Genomic DNA, 14,649 nt, shown 5'->3' on the forward strand with positions numbered 1-14,649 from the left:
TTTACACAGTATGTTGATCTGGCAATGGGGTTTGATTGCTTCTAGTGCACTTCTTTTTGTGATCCTAGTGTTTATGCTAACAAGGTACTTTTCTCTAAGAAAAGTCGCTCGTGATGTCGGTGTAATCAATAAGGAATCTGATAAGAAAAAAGAGTTAGAAGAAAATGCCTCAGCAGAAGAAAAAATGCAGTGGCTTAGTTTACTGGAGCAGCAGAAAAATCTTTGTGTGCAGATGCTTGGCGAGTTATCTAAGGCTGATGTTCAAGGTAAAGCCGCTTTATCTTGTTGGTCAATTTTTTTAGATATCGAAATGCACATTCTAAAACAAGATATTCCAATGGATGACATTCCTGAGTTATTAGAAGCTTTTAAAGAGCTTTTGGATAGAGTCGATCGTGCTCAGGAGGTCGATGCTTTATTGAAAGCGATTAAAGTGAATCAATCGTTACTCAAAGAATTAAGTAAAGTGATTCAAAAGGCTGGTGATAAGGTATTTGCACAGGTAGATATTACTTCTGAGTTGAACTTACGTCTCGATAAGCTTCAGGGACAATTAATGCAAGAAACGGACTTGGATGATTCTCTTGCCTTATTGCGTGCTGAAATAGCCAGTATGTATGAGTTTATTGAACGGCTTAAGTTGCGCTTAGATGAGGTTAAACAAGAGGGAGAGGATGCGGTTTATATTGATGCCTTAGAAACCTTCTTAAGTGATACTGGTCAATCAGAGTTTTTGCATTCGGTTCGCTCGGAATTGGACGATAAAGTATCAGATCTTAAGCAACTAGCTGCTTACCAAAAAGCCATTATTGTTGATTTAAAAGAACAAGCTCGAAAATCTAAGCATGGTTATGAGGGAGATGGTAAACACATAGGTGTTTATGATATTTCCATTGTGCGTTTGGAAAAAGCATTACTTGAAAGTGATCGCGTTGTTAAGCGACTAGAGGGGAAGCTCGAAAGTTTACAAACAATTAAATACAACCTGAATATTGATGTGATGAAGCGTGATGAAGCATTGAAGCAGAAAAAAGCCTTGCTGGATCAGCAGGAGGGAAATTCGTCGCAGAGCGTTGATATCTATAATGTGTTTGATGAAGAACGAAATACGATGCAAAACATGGAGGATTTACTGCATAGAGATTCTTATACCGAGGAGTCTGATAATTTTGCTAATGAGCAAGCTTCTAAATTAAGTTCGTTACGTACTATGGTAAATGAGTCTGAGCTTTATGTAGAAATGTTAGAGCACGACTTGGAAAAGGCGAGAGTGTTGCGGGAAAGTTTAGAATTAAAGCTTAAAAATCCAGAGTTGCTGATGAACTCTGTTGATGAAGAGGAGTTAAATTCACAGTTAGAGCAAGATCTAAGAGAGGTAGAAAATTTAAAAGAAATCAATGAAGAGTTAATGGATGAGAAAAAACGCCTTCAAGCTGAACTGTTCGACGGTCAGTCTCAGACCGAAGAGTTTAACAAACTGAAGAAAAAAATTGATGAGTTAGACGTCAAAATAGAATCAGTACAAAAGAATTATGTTGAGATGGAAGAGCGCTATCTGGCAGCTTTGATGGCCCAAGATGACAATAATTAGTGTGCTTGAGGCTAGTACCGATTATCGTCTTCTTTAGAGGAAAGTGCGTATTTTATTTGCTCAAAATCAAATCCGCGATACTGAAGGTAACGAGACTGCTTGGCTTTTTCCTTAAAATCTTTGGTTACATCTTCTCCAAAACGACGTTCTTTTAGCTGTCTAGCGAGTTCAAACCAGTCGGCATCTTCATTCGCTATGGCTTCTTTGGCAAGTGAGCTACTTATCCCTTTTTGAGTCAATTCTTGTAAAATTCTATTTGCGCCCAAAGGTTTACTGAGTCGGCTTCGTACAAAAATTTCCGCGAAACGTTTGTCATTTAGATAGTTAATTTCTTTTAATTTTTCGATTGTTGTGCAAATTTCTTCTTCACTATGTCCTTTTGATTTTAGTTTATTGGCTAGCTCTTTGCTGCTGTGTTCTCTGTAGCTCAATAGTGATAAAGCTTGATCTAAAGTGGAGAGTTGTTCCTTCATGTTTTTATCTTCATTTTTCTAAATGGATTGTTATCTTAGCAGTTGAATAATGTCTTTGCATTTATTTGTTATTGACTTCAAATATCATTATTTATAGTTTTTTATTCTGTATATATATCATAAAATAGATGATAAAACTTAATATATTGTGCAAATATAGCTGATATGACTTTTCATTTTGTTTGAGGTTTTTCTATGCGTGTTTGCGTCCTAGGTGCGGGTGTTGTTGGTTTGACATCGGCCTATTATTTGGCGAAAAAAGGTTTTGATGTGACAGTGATTGATCGTCAAGAGGGAGTGGCTCTTGAGACGAGCTTTGCTAACGCTGGGCAAATTTCACCTGGTTATTCTGCTCCTTGGGCGGCACCTGGTATCCCCTTTAAAGCCATTAAGTGGCTGATGCAGAAACATGCTCCTTTAAAAGTCAGTATTGATCCAGAGCCGAAGAAGTTGGCTTGGATGGGGCAGATGTTGGCAAATTGCACTGAAAAAGCTTATGACGTGAATAAGTCCCGTATGGTGGCTTTGGCAGAGTACAGCCGCGATCAATTTATTGCTATGCGTAAAGATATTGGTATTCAGTACGATGATGGGCAAGGGGGGCTGACTCAACTTTTTCGTAAAAATGAGCAAGTTGAGGCCTCAGAAAAAGACATCAAAGTTCTAAAAGCATTAAATGTAGCCCATCAGGTGTTAACGCCTGCTCAGATTCTAGAAGTTGAGCCTGGTTTGGCTCCGGTAATCGATAAATTTAAAGGTGGTTTGCGCTTAGTTGGAGATGAAACGGGTGATTGCTTTACTTTTTGCCAAGAGTTAAAAAAACACTGCGATCAATTAGGTGTGGAATTTAAGTTTAATACATCGGTTGAGCGCTTAGTCGTGGAAAGTGGTAAAGTACGCGCCGTTAAAACCGATCAGGGAGATTTTGAGTTTGATAATGTCTTAGTATCAATAGGCAGTTACTCAAAAGAACTACTCAAAGCGATTGATATCTCTATACCGGTTTATCCTGTGAAAGGCTATTCCTTGACTGTGCCCATTACAGACTCACAGTTTGCTCCGATCTCTACCGTAATGGATGAAACCTATAAAGTGGCCGTCACTCGATTAGGCGGTCGTATTCGTGCCGCCGGTACCGCGGAGCTAAATGGTTATAATCTTGAATTGCCCAAAGTTCGTACAGAAACCATTACTCATGTGGTTCACGATTTGTTTAATCAGGGTTGTGATCTGTCTCAGGCGGACTATTGGACTGGGTTGCGTCCAATGACCCCAGATGGAACGCCTGTGGTTGGACGAACGGATATTGCTGGTTTGTATTTGAATACAGGGCATGGGACATTGGGTTGGACTATGAGTTGTGGTTCTGCTGCGGTGATTGCCGATATTATGTCCGGTGATAAGGCCGATATTGATTCGCAAGATCTTTCTATACAGCGTTATAAGTAATAATGACGCTTTAAAAAGTTTAAGGGGTAAAGATGGCAAGGCCACTTACGGCAACGGTAGATCTGGAAGCGATTTTACAAAACTATCGTTATGCAAAAAAATTACAGCCAACATGCAAGGCATTTGCTGTTGTGAAAAGTAATGCTTACGGCCATGGGGCAGTTGAGGTATCGCGTTACTTAGATGAAGAAGTCGATGCATTTGCAGTGGCCGCTATTGAAGAAGCGATTGCTTTACGTGAGGCCGGTGTTGTTTCTCCTATTTTGTTACTAGAAGGTGTATTTGAAGGTGAGGAGTGGACGCTGTGCGAGAAATATGGTTTTTGGTCTGCTTTAGAAAACGCCCAACAGCTTGATGAATTGCACGCTAGTCAGGCAAAAATTGAAAAAATCTTTTTAAAGCTCGATTCTGGGATGCATCGCCTTGGTGTTGATAAAGAAACGGCTCCTGTATTTGTTTCTGCGTTGAAAGAGAGTGGGCAAGTGGGAGAGGTTGTTTTAATGACGCATTTCTCATGCGCAGATGATTTATCCGATTTAACGACGATGCAGCAACTTGCCTATTTTGAGCAGGCACGACAAGCGATTGGTAACATTGATGCCAGTGTGGCGAACTCTGCGGCAATAATGAAGTGGAGTGTGCCAGAAGGTGGATGGATTCGGCCAGGTATTATGTTGTATGGCATTTCACCTTTTGCAGAAGTGAGTGGTCGAGCAATGGGGCTGCGTCCTGCAATGACATTATCGTCAAAAGTCATTTCAACACGGAAACTTAAGCAAGGCGATCGAGTGGGTTATGGGCTAGGTTATGTCGCGGCTGAGGATCATATATTGGCCACCGTAGCTGTTGGCTATGGCGATGGATACCCTCGACACGCTGAAAACGGTACGCCACTGCAAATTGATGGCAAGCCTGCTTGTTTGGCCGGACGTGTTTCCATGGATATGATTACCGTACGTATGAAAGACGCTGAAAATGAGCCGGCAATGGGGCAAGAAGTTGTGATTTGGGGTGGTGACGTACCTGTTGAAGAGGTGGCCGATTATGCCGGAACAATTGGCTATGAACTGGTGACTAGAATGACGGGGCGACCTCATTATCGTTATGTGCGTGGGGAGGATTCTTAGTAACCCTCTTGTTAGAAAGCTTAAGCAAAAGTGGTTTTGTCTCTGCAAATTCCGCTTTTGCTTAAGTTATGCACAAAATAAGCTTTAAATTACTGCGGTTTCTTTTGAAAACACCTATCCTTTGCGTGTACTATTTTGTGCTTTTCGTTGCATCGAATAGGCATATGCTAATCTGCCATTCTCGCAATCCAATTCGTCCAGAAAAATAGAGATAGAGACTCATCCCATTATGAAGAGTTCTGAGTTACGCCAATCATTTTTATCGTACTTTGAAAGTAAACAGCATCAGATCGTGGAATCCAGTTCATTGGTTCCTGGAAATGACCCAACCTTGTTGTTCACCAACGCGGGTATGGTCCAGTTCAAAGATGTGTTTTTGGGGGAAGATATTCGCCCATACTCTCGTGCAACCACGTCTCAGCGTTGTGTTCGAGCGGGTGGTAAACACAATGATCTAGAAAACGTTGGCTACACCGCGCGCCATCATACTTTCTTTGAAATGTTGGGTAATTTCAGTTTTGGTGATTACTTTAAAAAAGAAGCCATTAACTATGCGTGGGAGTTCCTCACTGTCGTATTGAAATTGCCTACTGAAAAATTGTTGGTAACCGTTTACGCGGATGATGATGAAGCGTTTGATATTTGGAATAAAGATATCGGTCTTCCTGAAGAAAAGATTATTCGCATTGGTGACAATAAGGGCGGCCGTTATCAGTCTGATAACTTCTGGGCGATGGGTGATACTGGGCCTTGTGGTCCATGTTCTGAAGTGTTTTATGATCATGGTGAGCATATTTGGGGTGGGCCTCCAGGTTCTCCGGAAGAAGACGGCGATCGCTTTATCGAAATTTGGAACGTGGTATTCATGCAGTTTAACCGTTCTGCAGATGGCACGATGTCACCATTGCCTAAACCTTCTGTTGATACTGGTATGGGATTGGAACGTATTGCTGCCATCTTACAAGGTGTCCACAGCAACTATGAAATTGATTTGTTTCAAAACCTAATTAAAGCATCTGCTGAAGTGGTGGGTACAAAAGATTTGGAAGCGCAATCATTGCGTGTTATTGCAGACCATATTCGCTCTTGTTCTTTCATGATAGTGGATGGTGTGATTCCATCTAACGAAGGTCGTGGTTATGTTTTGCGTCGCATTATTCGTCGCGCGATTCGTCACGGAAATAAGCTTGGTCAGAAAGGTGTGTTTTTTCACAAATTGGTGGAAGCGCTCGATGTGGAAATGGGTCAGGCTTATCCAGAGCTTACCAAGTTAAAAGAGCGCGTTGCTTCTATTCTATTAAAAGAAGAAGAGCAGTTTGCCAAAACCCTTGATCAAGGCATGAAGATTCTTGAAGAAGCGATTTCTGAGCTTGGTGATCAAAAAGTTATTCCAGGTGAAACTGTCTTTAAGCTTTACGATACTTATGGCTTTCCTGCTGATTTGACTAACGATGTGGCTCGTGAAAATGGGCTAGAAATTGATGAAGCTGGATTTGAAGTGGCGATGGAGGCACAGCGTGCCCGCGCGCGTTCCGCTAGTAATTTCTCTATGGATATGTCTGGATCGGTTTCGGTTGATGGTGTTACCGAGTTTACTGGCTATTCAGACCTGAAAGGTCAAAGTTTAATTGAGCAAATTATTGTAGAAGGTGAATCCGTTTCTTCTTTACAGACAGGTCAATCTGGTCTCGTTATTTTAGCTGAAACGCCTTTCTATGGTGAATCCGGTGGTCAGGTTGGTGATCAAGGTTGGTTGCGTGGGCCTGCGGCTGCGAAAGTAACTAACACGACTAAGCAAGGCAAAGTGCATTTACATCATGTTGATGTGCGTGAAGGAGAATTAACCGTAGGGGATTCGGTCACTGCGGAAGTGGATCGTTCGTTGCGTAATGCCACCGCGCTAAATCACTCGGCAACGCATTTATTGCACGAGGCTTTACGCCGTGTGCTAGGTGATCATGTTCAACAGAAAGGGTCTTTAGTAAACCCTGAGCGCCTACGTTTTGACTTTTCTCATTTTGAAGGTATGACGGCTGCTGAGCTTGAGCAAGTAGAAGATATGGTCAATGAGCAGATTCGTTTGAACCATGAAGTGGTTACGGAAACCATGGATATTGATGCGGCCAAAGCAAAAGGTGCTCAAGCTTTGTTTGGTGAAAAATACGAAAGCCAAGTGCGCGTGCTGACTATGGGGGCGGATTATTCCATTGAATTGTGTGGCGGTACTCACGTTTCTCGTACTGGTGATATCGGCTTGTTTAAAGTGGTTTCTGAGGGTGGTATCGCTTCAGGTGTGCGTCGTATTGAAGCATTAACAGGTAAGGCGGCTATTGATGCGACACGTCAGTCTGAAGCCGCGTTAGGTAAAATTGCAGGCTTATTTAAAGCCAGTAAAGAGGCTGCGCTTGATAAAGTGGTGGCATTGAATGACCAAGCACGTGCATTGCAAAAAGAAATTGATCAGTTGAAAACGAAGCTGGCCGCTCAGGCAGGCGCTGATTTAGTGTCACAAGCCATTGATATTAATGGCGGTAAGCTTTTGGTTGCTAAGGTAGAAATGGATGATCCAAAAGGGCTACGTGATCTGCTGGACGAATTAAAAAGCAAGCTTGAGTCAGCGGTTATTTTGTTGGCAGCAGTGAATGATGGCAAGGTTAGCCTGATTGCTGGTGTAACTAAGGAGTTGACGCAGAAGGTGAAGGCTGGCGATTTGATTAAGACTATTGCACCTTTGGTTGATGGTAAAGGTGGCGGCCGTCCTGATATGGCACAGGCTGGTGGTAATAATCCTGATGGCCTGGCTGCTGCTCTTGAAATGGTGCCTGGTTGGGTTGCTGAGAGAGTTTAAATTGATTTGCTCTGTTTGAGCTTGGATTTGGGTAGTAAAAAAATATGGCGTTGTTAGTTCAAAAATACGGTGGTACGTCGGTAGGTACGATAGAGCGTATCGAGGCGGTAGCGGATCGAGTGCTGAAGCATAAGCAGCAAGGTGATGACATAGTGGTTGTCGTTTCTGCTATGAGTGGTGAAACCAATAGGCTGATTGAACTTGCGAAAAGCATTCATGTTTCACCAAGTGCTCGTGAAATGGATGTGCTCTTGTCTACTGGTGAGCAGGTTACGATTGCGCTTTTGTCTATGGCATTGATGAAGCGAGGTCTTGATGCTCGTTCTTACACTGGGTCACAGATCCGTATTACGACTGACAGCGCTCATGGTAAAGCTCGAATCCAAAAAATTGATACTGAGGCTATGCGTGCGGACTTAGATGCAGGGCGTGTCATTGTTGCAGCTGGTTTTCAGGGGGCTGATGAGTTTGGCAATATTACGACTTTAGGTCGTGGTGGCTCTGATACCACTGGTGTAGCATTGGCCGCTGCATTGAAAGCGGATGAGTGCCAAATTTACACGGATGTTGATGGTGTTTATACAACGGATCCACGGGTCGTAGATAGTGCTCGACGTCTGGATAAAATCACTTTTGAAGAAATGCTTGAAATGGCCAGTCTTGGCTCAAAGGTATTGCAAATTCGTTCAGTAGAGTTTGCGGGTAAATATCAGGTACCACTTAGGGTGCTGTCGAGTTTTGTTGAAGGTGAAGGTACATTGATTACAACTGAGGGGAATACAAGTATGGAGCAGCCAGCGGTTTCTGGAATTGCATTCAATAGAGATGAAGCCAAACTAACATTGAAGGGCGTTCCTGATATACCAGGTATTGCTTCACGTATTCTTGGCCCTATTAGTGATGCCAACATTGAAGTGGATATGATTGTCCAAAACGTCTCTGTGGATGGCACAACGGATTTTACCTTTACGGTGCACCGCAATGAATACGATCAGGCTCTACTTACTTTGAATGCTATTGCAACTGAGCTGGGAGCAAACGCGGTTCTTTCGGATGCGAAAATTGCCAAAGTGTCTATTGTCGGAGTGGGTATGCGCTCTCATGCAGGAGTTGCAAGCACAATGTTTAAAGCGTTAGCGGCTGAGTCGATTAATATCCAACTGATTTCCACCTCAGAAATTAAGGTGTCGGTCATTATCGATGAGAAGTACATGGAGTTAGCGGTTCGTGCTTTACACTCGGCATTTAAGTTGAGCGAAGTTGCACCAAATGTGCGAGAAGCTTAACAATCGGATACATAAAACTCTGTAAATATGGATGGTTTAAATTTTATTGAGAGGCTACAATTGGTTTTGTAGGATTTGCCCTACACAGTGTGTCGGGCAAATTACCTAAATAAATATTTAAAAGCTATTACAGGGAGATATTCTTATGCTTATTCTTACTCGTCGTGTCGGTGAAACTTTAATGGTTGGTGATGAAGTTTCTGTCACTGTGTTAGGCGTAAAAGGAAATCAAGTGCGTATTGGTATTAATGCGCCTAAAGACGTGTCTGTTCACCGTGAAGAAATTTATCTTCGCATTCAAAAAGAACAAGATGACGAAATTTCTGAAGATTAATTTTTAAAAAAGCCTTTACAAGACAAATGTGTCGTATATAATGCGCCCCACTTGTTACGGAGAGTTGGCCGAGTGGCTGAAGGCGCGCCCCTGCTAAGGGTGTATGGGTTAACACTCATCGAGGGTTCGAATCCCTCACTCTCCGCCATTTCAAGTTTGTACTTTTAGTGGCTATCCTCACTAAGTAAAAAGACTGGAATTGTTATAATGCACCCGTAGCTCAGCTGGATAGAGTACTCGGCTACGAACCGAGCGGTCAGAGGTTCGAATCCTCTCGGGTGCACCATTCCAAAAAAACAATTTAAAGCTATCCTCTTTAAATTGTGGTTGTAAATAATATTGCTATGCACCCGTAGCTCAGCTGGATAGAGTACTCGGCTACGAACCGAGCGGTCAGAGGTTCGAATCCTCTCGGGTGCACCAATATTACATATTTGATTTTCTGCGATATCCTTTAAGTCAATTATTTCAAAGCAAAATCTTGCTACGCACCCGTAGCTCAGCTGGATAGAGTACTCGGCTACGAACCGAGCGGTCAGAGGTTCGAATCCTCTCGGGTGCACCATTACTTTCCCTCTTTATACTTTCTTTCTCCTTCTAAATCCTTTAGTAAAATTCCTTTTCTATGTTTTAGTTAGTGTATTCTCGAATGCTTTTGTTAGTTCGTCTACACTCTTGCAGCGTCTCAATATTTGAAGGTTGTTTTTAATGTCTTCAAAACCAAATCTTAAGTGACCACACCATTGTTTTAGCCTGCCAAGGGTAGCCATTTCGTCATAATGCTCTCGTAGTTTTGAACTATATTCAGTAAATAGTTGATTCAGTATTGCTGTGTCTATTGTGCCTTTCTGTCCAATTAGCTCTTGTCTTATTTGTTGAAAGACAAAGGGGTTGTTGAGTGAGCCGCGACCGATCATGAAGTGCTGGCAGCCAGTGATGGATTGGCAGCGCAGTAAAGAGTGGGTGTCAATAATGTCGCCATTAGCAACAACGATCATTTTTGTATTGTCTTGAATCTCGCCAATTTTTTCCCATCGAGCTGGTGGCTTATAGCCATCTTTTTTTGTGCGGCCGTGAATGGTCAGTGTTCCAACACCGGCTGACTCTATAGCAGCAACATTGTCAAATAATAGACTCTCGTCTTCAAAGCCCAGTCTTATCTTTGCTGAGACTGGAATGTCGCTATTTAAGTTTTTTCGAATGGTGCTCATGATGTCATAAAGAGCATCGGGTGTTTGTAAAAGCACAGAGCCGCCACCGTGGCCGTTTACCCGTTTGGCCGGACATCCGAAGTTGACGTCAATGTGTGTTGCTCCAGCCTCAATGGCATTGATGGCGCTTTCCGCCATAAGTTCTGCGTTACTGCCAAGTAATTGAGTGTGAACTGGGTGGTTGTGATTGGTTTTGGCGCCCTGGATGTTTTCAGGGATAAGGCGCTTGAATGTGTTGGCAGGGATGGCGTATTGAGTGACTCGGACGAACTCTGAAACCAAATAGTCCATGCCGCCAATTTGAGATAATAATGATCGCATTGTGTGATCCATGACACCTTCCATTGGTGCAACGGCTATTACAATGTTTTTATTGTGTGCTTTTTTTGAGCTAATGGGTGTGCTTGAGGAATTGTTCACGAAATAAGTCTAACTGTTATGCAATAAAAATATGAAACTGTTCTGGTTTGTGGTAAAAATCTAATTATCAAAATAAAACAGTGTTCTTGAACGTGCATATGATCACATTAGATCTTTGCAAACAAGACGAGATAAAAGGGGATGGTGTTATGGGTGGGTTACTAGAAGACGGTTTAGGCTTAATGGTTCTTGGGATGGGTTTTGTCTTCCTGTTTCTGGTGGTTTTGATTTTTGCGACAGGTTATATGTCACGACTACTTAATCATTTTTTTCCAGAAGTGCCTGTTGTAGCACCATCCAACTCAACTGCAAAAAAACTTTCTTCTTCTGGTGTGGATGCGCAAATGACTGCGGTTATCACCGCCGCTGTGCACCAACATAGAAACAGTAAGAGCTCTTGATTTTCCGATATTAACTTTTCTAACTACTTTGAGGCTGAAACATGACAACAACAAAGCAACCTCTTGGCATTACTGATGTCGTTTTGCGTGATGCGCACCAATCATTGTTTGCTACCCGTATGCGTATCGACGATATGCTTCCAATCGCTGAAAAGCTGGATCAAGTTGGCTTTTGGTCGCTTGAGTCTTGGGGTGGTGCGACATTCGATTCTTGTATTCGATTTATTGGTGAGGATCCTTGGGAACGTATTCGTGAATTAAAAAAAGCTATGCCAAAAACCCCGCAGCAAATGTTGTTGCGCGGGCAGAATCTCCTAGGTTATCGCCATTATGCAGATGATGTAGTAAATAAGTTTGTGGAACGTGCTGCGTTTAACGGGGTGGATGTATTCAGAATTTTTGATGCGATGAATGATCCTCGTAATTTGGATACGGCAATAAAAGCCGTCAAGCAACAAGGTAAGCATGCTCAAGGCACGATTTCCTATACGAAAAGTCGCGTTCATACTACGCAAAATTGGGTGGACTATGCCAAGGCGTTAGAAGATATGGGGGCTGACTCAATTGCAATAAAGGATATGTCAGGTATTTTGACGCCATATGATGCATTTGAATTGGTGAGCTTATTGAAGGCTCAAACGCAGTTAGAGGTTCAATTGCATGCTCATGCTACATCGGGCTTGTCAGATATGACCATCTTGAAGGCTATTGAGGCTGGCATAGACCGTGTTGATACGGCTATTTCTTCGATGTCTATGACTTACGGACACAGTGCAACGGAATCCGTTGTCGCTGCCTTGCAAGGAACGGATCGAGACACCGGGTTAGATTTAGAGTTGTTGGAAGAGATTGCCGCTTATTTCCGTGAAGTAAGAAAAAAATATGCGAAATTTGAAGGTTCTCTTCGTGGTACGGATTCTCGTATATTGATTGCTCAGGTGCCTGGTGGCATGCTGACTAATATGGAAAGTCAGCTGAAAGAGCAGGGTGCGGCAGATAAATTTGATGATGTGCTTAATGAAATTCCTAAAGTTCGTGAGGACTTAGGGTTAATTCCATTGGTGACTCCAACGTCTCAAATTGTTGGGACTCAAGCTGTTTTGAATGTTTTGACAGGTGAGCGTTATAAATCAATTTCAAAAGAAACGGCTGGGATCTTGAAGGGCGAGTATGGGGCGGCCCCTGCGGAATTTAATAAAGAGCTTCAGGATCGTGTTTTAGATGGTGCAGAAGCGATTACCTGTCGACCAGCAGACTTGCTATCACCAGAGATGGACAAACTAACTGATGAATTGGTTAATTTATCAAAAGAGAAAAATATTCAATTGTCTGATGATCAAATTGATGATGTTTTAACCTATGCTTTATTCCCGCAGATAGGTCTCAAGTTTTTACAAAATCGTGGTGATGCGAGCGCTTTTGAGCCTGCACCAACGATCGATGATACTGTTGAGGGTAAGGTAAGTGCGGGAAGTGAATCTTCGTCTTCAAGTGATGTGAGTGTTTATACAGTATCTGTTTCTGGGCAAAGCTTTGTTGTTCAAGTGTCAGAAGGTGGTGACGTTAGTAATATTCAGCCTGTAGCTCATGTTCAAAGTGCTTCTTCCCCCGCAGCTTCGGCTCCTGCCGAGTCATCTGGTGAAGATATTCCTTCCCCCTTAGCTGGAAATATTTTTAAAGTGCTTGTATCTTCAGGACAGCAAGTAGAGGAAGGGGATACTGTGATGATCCTAGAAGCCATGAAAATGGAGACTGAAATCTCAGCGCCTAAAGCCGGCGTGGTTGGTTCTATTAATGTAAAAGAAGGTGACTCCGTTCAGGTCGGTCAGTCTCTTCTTACTCTTTAAGTTAAGGAATCAATCAAAAATGGAAAATAAATTATTAAATCTATACCACGATACGGGGATTTATCAGCTGGAAATTGGTCAGTTGGTGATGATCTGTATTGGCTTGCTTCTAGTTTATCTGGCAGTTAAAAAAGGGTTTGAACCACTACTGCTTTTGCCTATTGGTATTGGGGCTGTGCTTGTTAATATTCCTGGGGCTGGCTTCATGGCGGCTCCAGTCTATGATGCATCTGGCCATATGGTCTCACCTGGAGGTCTGCAGTACTACATATATCATGGTGGTATTGAAACGGGTTTGTTCCCGTTAATTATCTTCATGGGGGTTGGTGCGATGACAGACTTTGGTCCTATGCTTGCTAACCCAAAAACCTTATTGCTCGGCGCAGCGGCACAATTTGGTATTTTTGCCACTGTTATTGGCGCTGTGCTTTTGGGGGCGTCTGGTATCATGGACTTTTCGTTAGCTGATGCCGCCGCTATTGGTATCATTGGTGGTGCAGATGGTCCAACGGCTATTTTTGTTGCAAGTCGGCTGGCTCCGGATTTGTTGGGGGCGATTGCTGTGGCGGCGTACTCTTATATGGCATTGGTGCCATTAATACAGCCACCTATCATGCGAGCGCTAACATCAAAAGAAGAGCGTTCTATTAAGATGGAGCAACTTAGGCCTGTTACAAAGAAAGAAAAAATCATCTTCCCAATTGTGGTGACTATTTTAGTTGCGATGTTCTTGCCATCAGCTGCGCCTTTGTTAGGGATGTTTTGCTTTGGTAATTTAATGCGCGAGTGTGGTGTTGTAGATCGTTTAAGTGATACGGCTCAAAATGCTTTGATTAATATCGTCACAATTTTCTTAGGGCTGGGGGTCGGCTCTAAGTTGAGCTCTGAAGCGTTTTTGAACTTAGAAACGTTGGGTATCTTAAGTCTAGGGTTAATTGCATTTTCTATTGGTACTGCGGCTGGTGTCTTAATGGCGAAGTTGATGAATAAATTCTCTAGTGAGGCTATTAATCCATTAATTGGGGCGGCAGGTGTTTCTGCTGTGCCAATGGCTGCTAGGGTGGCTAACAAAGTTGGCCTTGAATCGAATAAACAAAATTTCTTGCTAATGCACGCAATGGGGCCAAATGTTGCTGGGGTTATCGGCTCGGCTGTGGCGGCTGGCGTTATGCTGAGTTATGTTGGCGGTTAGTAATATCAACCTGCTTTAAGCAAAAAGACACTTCGGTGTCTTTTTGCTTATTTACAGTCTGTTAAACAAAAAAAAGCATTAATTAAAAAGAATTTTAAAAAAGTGCTTGCGCTAAAAGTTTTAGACGGTATTATACGCCCCCACTGACACGGACAACGAAGCAAACAAGATTTTGCCACTTACTAAGGTAAGACGTTGAACGAAGGGTCAGACGCTCTTTAAAATAGATAATCAGATAATTTGTGTGGGCGCTCGCTGGAGGCTTCAGAAGATCCTTTTGGGATCAAAAAAATTGAAGTCTTGCGAAACGTCTAACACGTCAATTCGCTTTATGTTGGCTTGTTGTTCTTCGGGACAGTGAGTCGATTAAGTTATTGTTAGTGTAATAGATTTTGAGTAAGCAAACTTTTTAACTGAAGAGTTTGATCATGGCTCAGATTGAACGCTGGCGGCAGGCTTAACACATGCAA

The 14,649-nt window shown here is 42.6% G+C and carries 11 protein-coding genes and 4 tRNA genes; 13 read left to right on the forward strand and 2 right to left on the reverse strand.

Going from position 1 to position 14,649, the window contains the following annotated elements:
* The first annotated feature begins 10 nt into the window (after positions 1-10).
* Positions 11-1,591: a coiled-coil domain-containing protein gene (locus tag C0J08_RS04480; protein WP_212654920.1), complete on the forward strand. Its 1,581-nt coding sequence runs from the start codon at positions 11-13 to the stop codon at positions 1,589-1,591.
* A gap of 11 nt (positions 1,592-1,602) precedes the next feature.
* On the opposite strand, the gene C0J08_RS04485 is transcribed toward C0J08_RS04480, so the two are convergent.
* Positions 1,603-2,064, reverse strand: coding sequence for a regulatory protein RecX (locus tag C0J08_RS04485; RefSeq protein WP_212654921.1), 462 nt, complete (start codon positions 2,062-2,064; stop codon positions 1,603-1,605).
* A 195-nt stretch (positions 2,065-2,259) separates the two neighbouring features.
* Between C0J08_RS04485 and C0J08_RS04490 the strand changes: the two genes are divergently transcribed.
* The 9 genes from C0J08_RS04490 (at position 2,260) to C0J08_RS04530 (ending at position 9,673) form a co-directional block, all read left to right on the forward strand.
* The gene (locus C0J08_RS04490) at positions 2,260-3,513 is read left to right on the forward strand and encodes a D-amino acid dehydrogenase (protein ID WP_212654922.1); all 1,254 of its coding nucleotides are present in this window, start codon (positions 2,260-2,262) and stop codon (positions 3,511-3,513) included.
* Positions 3,514-3,545: 32 nt separating this feature from the next.
* Positions 3,546-4,640: an alanine racemase gene (gene alr, locus C0J08_RS04495; RefSeq protein ID WP_212654923.1), complete on the forward strand. Its 1,095-nt coding sequence runs from the start codon at positions 3,546-3,548 to the stop codon at positions 4,638-4,640.
* Between the two features lie 229 nt (positions 4,641-4,869).
* The gene (gene alaS, locus C0J08_RS04500) at positions 4,870-7,488 is read left to right on the forward strand and encodes an alanine--tRNA ligase (protein ID WP_212654924.1); all 2,619 of its coding nucleotides are present in this window, start codon (positions 4,870-4,872) and stop codon (positions 7,486-7,488) included.
* A 44-nt stretch (positions 7,489-7,532) separates the two neighbouring features.
* The gene (locus C0J08_RS04505; RefSeq protein WP_212654925.1) at positions 7,533-8,774 is read left to right on the forward strand and encodes an aspartate kinase; all 1,242 of its coding nucleotides are present in this window, start codon (positions 7,533-7,535) and stop codon (positions 8,772-8,774) included.
* A 145-nt stretch (positions 8,775-8,919) separates the two neighbouring features.
* Complete coding sequence (csrA, locus tag C0J08_RS04510; RefSeq protein WP_212654926.1) at positions 8,920-9,108, forward strand: carbon storage regulator CsrA; 189 nt, start codon at positions 8,920-8,922, stop codon at positions 9,106-9,108.
* A gap of 58 nt (positions 9,109-9,166) precedes the next feature.
* Positions 9,167-9,256, forward strand: a tRNA-Ser gene (locus C0J08_RS04515).
* Between the two features lie 61 nt (positions 9,257-9,317).
* Positions 9,318-9,394: transfer RNA gene (locus tag C0J08_RS04520), tRNA-Arg, on the forward strand.
* 60 nt (positions 9,395-9,454) lie between these two features.
* Positions 9,455-9,531: transfer RNA gene (locus tag C0J08_RS04525), tRNA-Arg, on the forward strand.
* A 65-nt stretch (positions 9,532-9,596) separates the two neighbouring features.
* Positions 9,597-9,673: transfer RNA gene (locus tag C0J08_RS04530), tRNA-Arg, on the forward strand.
* Positions 9,674-9,731: 58 nt separating this feature from the next.
* Here C0J08_RS04530 and C0J08_RS04535 read toward each other — a convergent pair.
* Entirely contained in the window at positions 9,732-10,664 is a 933-nt protein-coding gene (locus tag C0J08_RS04535; RefSeq protein WP_212656239.1) for a tRNA dihydrouridine synthase, read from the reverse strand.
* A 173-nt stretch (positions 10,665-10,837) separates the two neighbouring features.
* Here C0J08_RS04535 and C0J08_RS04540 point away from each other — a divergent pair, with 173 nt between their 5' ends.
* Genes C0J08_RS04540 through C0J08_RS04550 form a run of 3 tightly spaced genes read left to right on the forward strand, consistent with a single transcriptional unit; the run spans position 10,838 to position 14,179 of the window.
* The gene (locus C0J08_RS04540; protein ID WP_249344508.1) at positions 10,838-11,140 is read left to right on the forward strand and encodes an OadG family protein; all 303 of its coding nucleotides are present in this window, start codon (positions 10,838-10,840) and stop codon (positions 11,138-11,140) included.
* Positions 11,141-11,181: 41 nt separating this feature from the next.
* Positions 11,182-12,987, forward strand: coding sequence for a sodium-extruding oxaloacetate decarboxylase subunit alpha (oadA, locus tag C0J08_RS04545; RefSeq protein WP_212654927.1), 1,806 nt, complete (start codon positions 11,182-11,184; stop codon positions 12,985-12,987).
* Between the two features lie 19 nt (positions 12,988-13,006).
* Positions 13,007-14,179: a sodium ion-translocating decarboxylase subunit beta gene (locus C0J08_RS04550; RefSeq protein WP_212654928.1), complete on the forward strand. Its 1,173-nt coding sequence runs from the start codon at positions 13,007-13,009 to the stop codon at positions 14,177-14,179.
* Positions 14,180-14,649: the final 470 nt, after the last annotated feature.

The organism is Marinomonas sp. CT5 (assembly GCF_018336975.1).
Taxonomy (GTDB): Bacteria; Pseudomonadota; Gammaproteobacteria; order Pseudomonadales; family Marinomonadaceae; genus Marinomonas.

What these genes read in the sequence shown, in the direction of transcription:
- C0J08_RS04480 (WP_212654920.1), top strand. Translation starts at nt 11, where the DNA reads ATGTTGATCTGGCAATGGGGTTTGATTGCTTCTAGTGCACTTCTTTTT.
- C0J08_RS04485 (WP_212654921.1), bottom strand. Translation starts at nt 2,064, where the DNA reads ATGAAGGAACAACTCTCCACTTTAGATCAAGCTTTATCACTATTGAGC.
- C0J08_RS04490 (WP_212654922.1), top strand. Translation starts at nt 2,260, where the DNA reads ATGCGTGTTTGCGTCCTAGGTGCGGGTGTTGTTGGTTTGACATCGGCC.
- alr (WP_212654923.1), top strand. Translation starts at nt 3,546, where the DNA reads ATGGCAAGGCCACTTACGGCAACGGTAGATCTGGAAGCGATTTTACAA.
- alaS (WP_212654924.1), top strand. Translation starts at nt 4,870, where the DNA reads ATGAAGAGTTCTGAGTTACGCCAATCATTTTTATCGTACTTTGAAAGT.
- C0J08_RS04505 (WP_212654925.1), top strand. Translation starts at nt 7,533, where the DNA reads ATGGCGTTGTTAGTTCAAAAATACGGTGGTACGTCGGTAGGTACGATA.
- csrA (WP_212654926.1), top strand. Translation starts at nt 8,920, where the DNA reads ATGCTTATTCTTACTCGTCGTGTCGGTGAAACTTTAATGGTTGGTGAT.
- C0J08_RS04535 (WP_212656239.1), bottom strand. Translation starts at nt 10,664, where the DNA reads ATGGAAGGTGTCATGGATCACACAATGCGATCATTATTATCTCAAATT.
- C0J08_RS04540 (WP_249344508.1), top strand. Translation starts at nt 10,838, where the DNA reads ATGATCACATTAGATCTTTGCAAACAAGACGAGATAAAAGGGGATGGT.
- oadA (WP_212654927.1), top strand. Translation starts at nt 11,182, where the DNA reads ATGACAACAACAAAGCAACCTCTTGGCATTACTGATGTCGTTTTGCGT.
- C0J08_RS04550 (WP_212654928.1), top strand. Translation starts at nt 13,007, where the DNA reads ATGGAAAATAAATTATTAAATCTATACCACGATACGGGGATTTATCAG.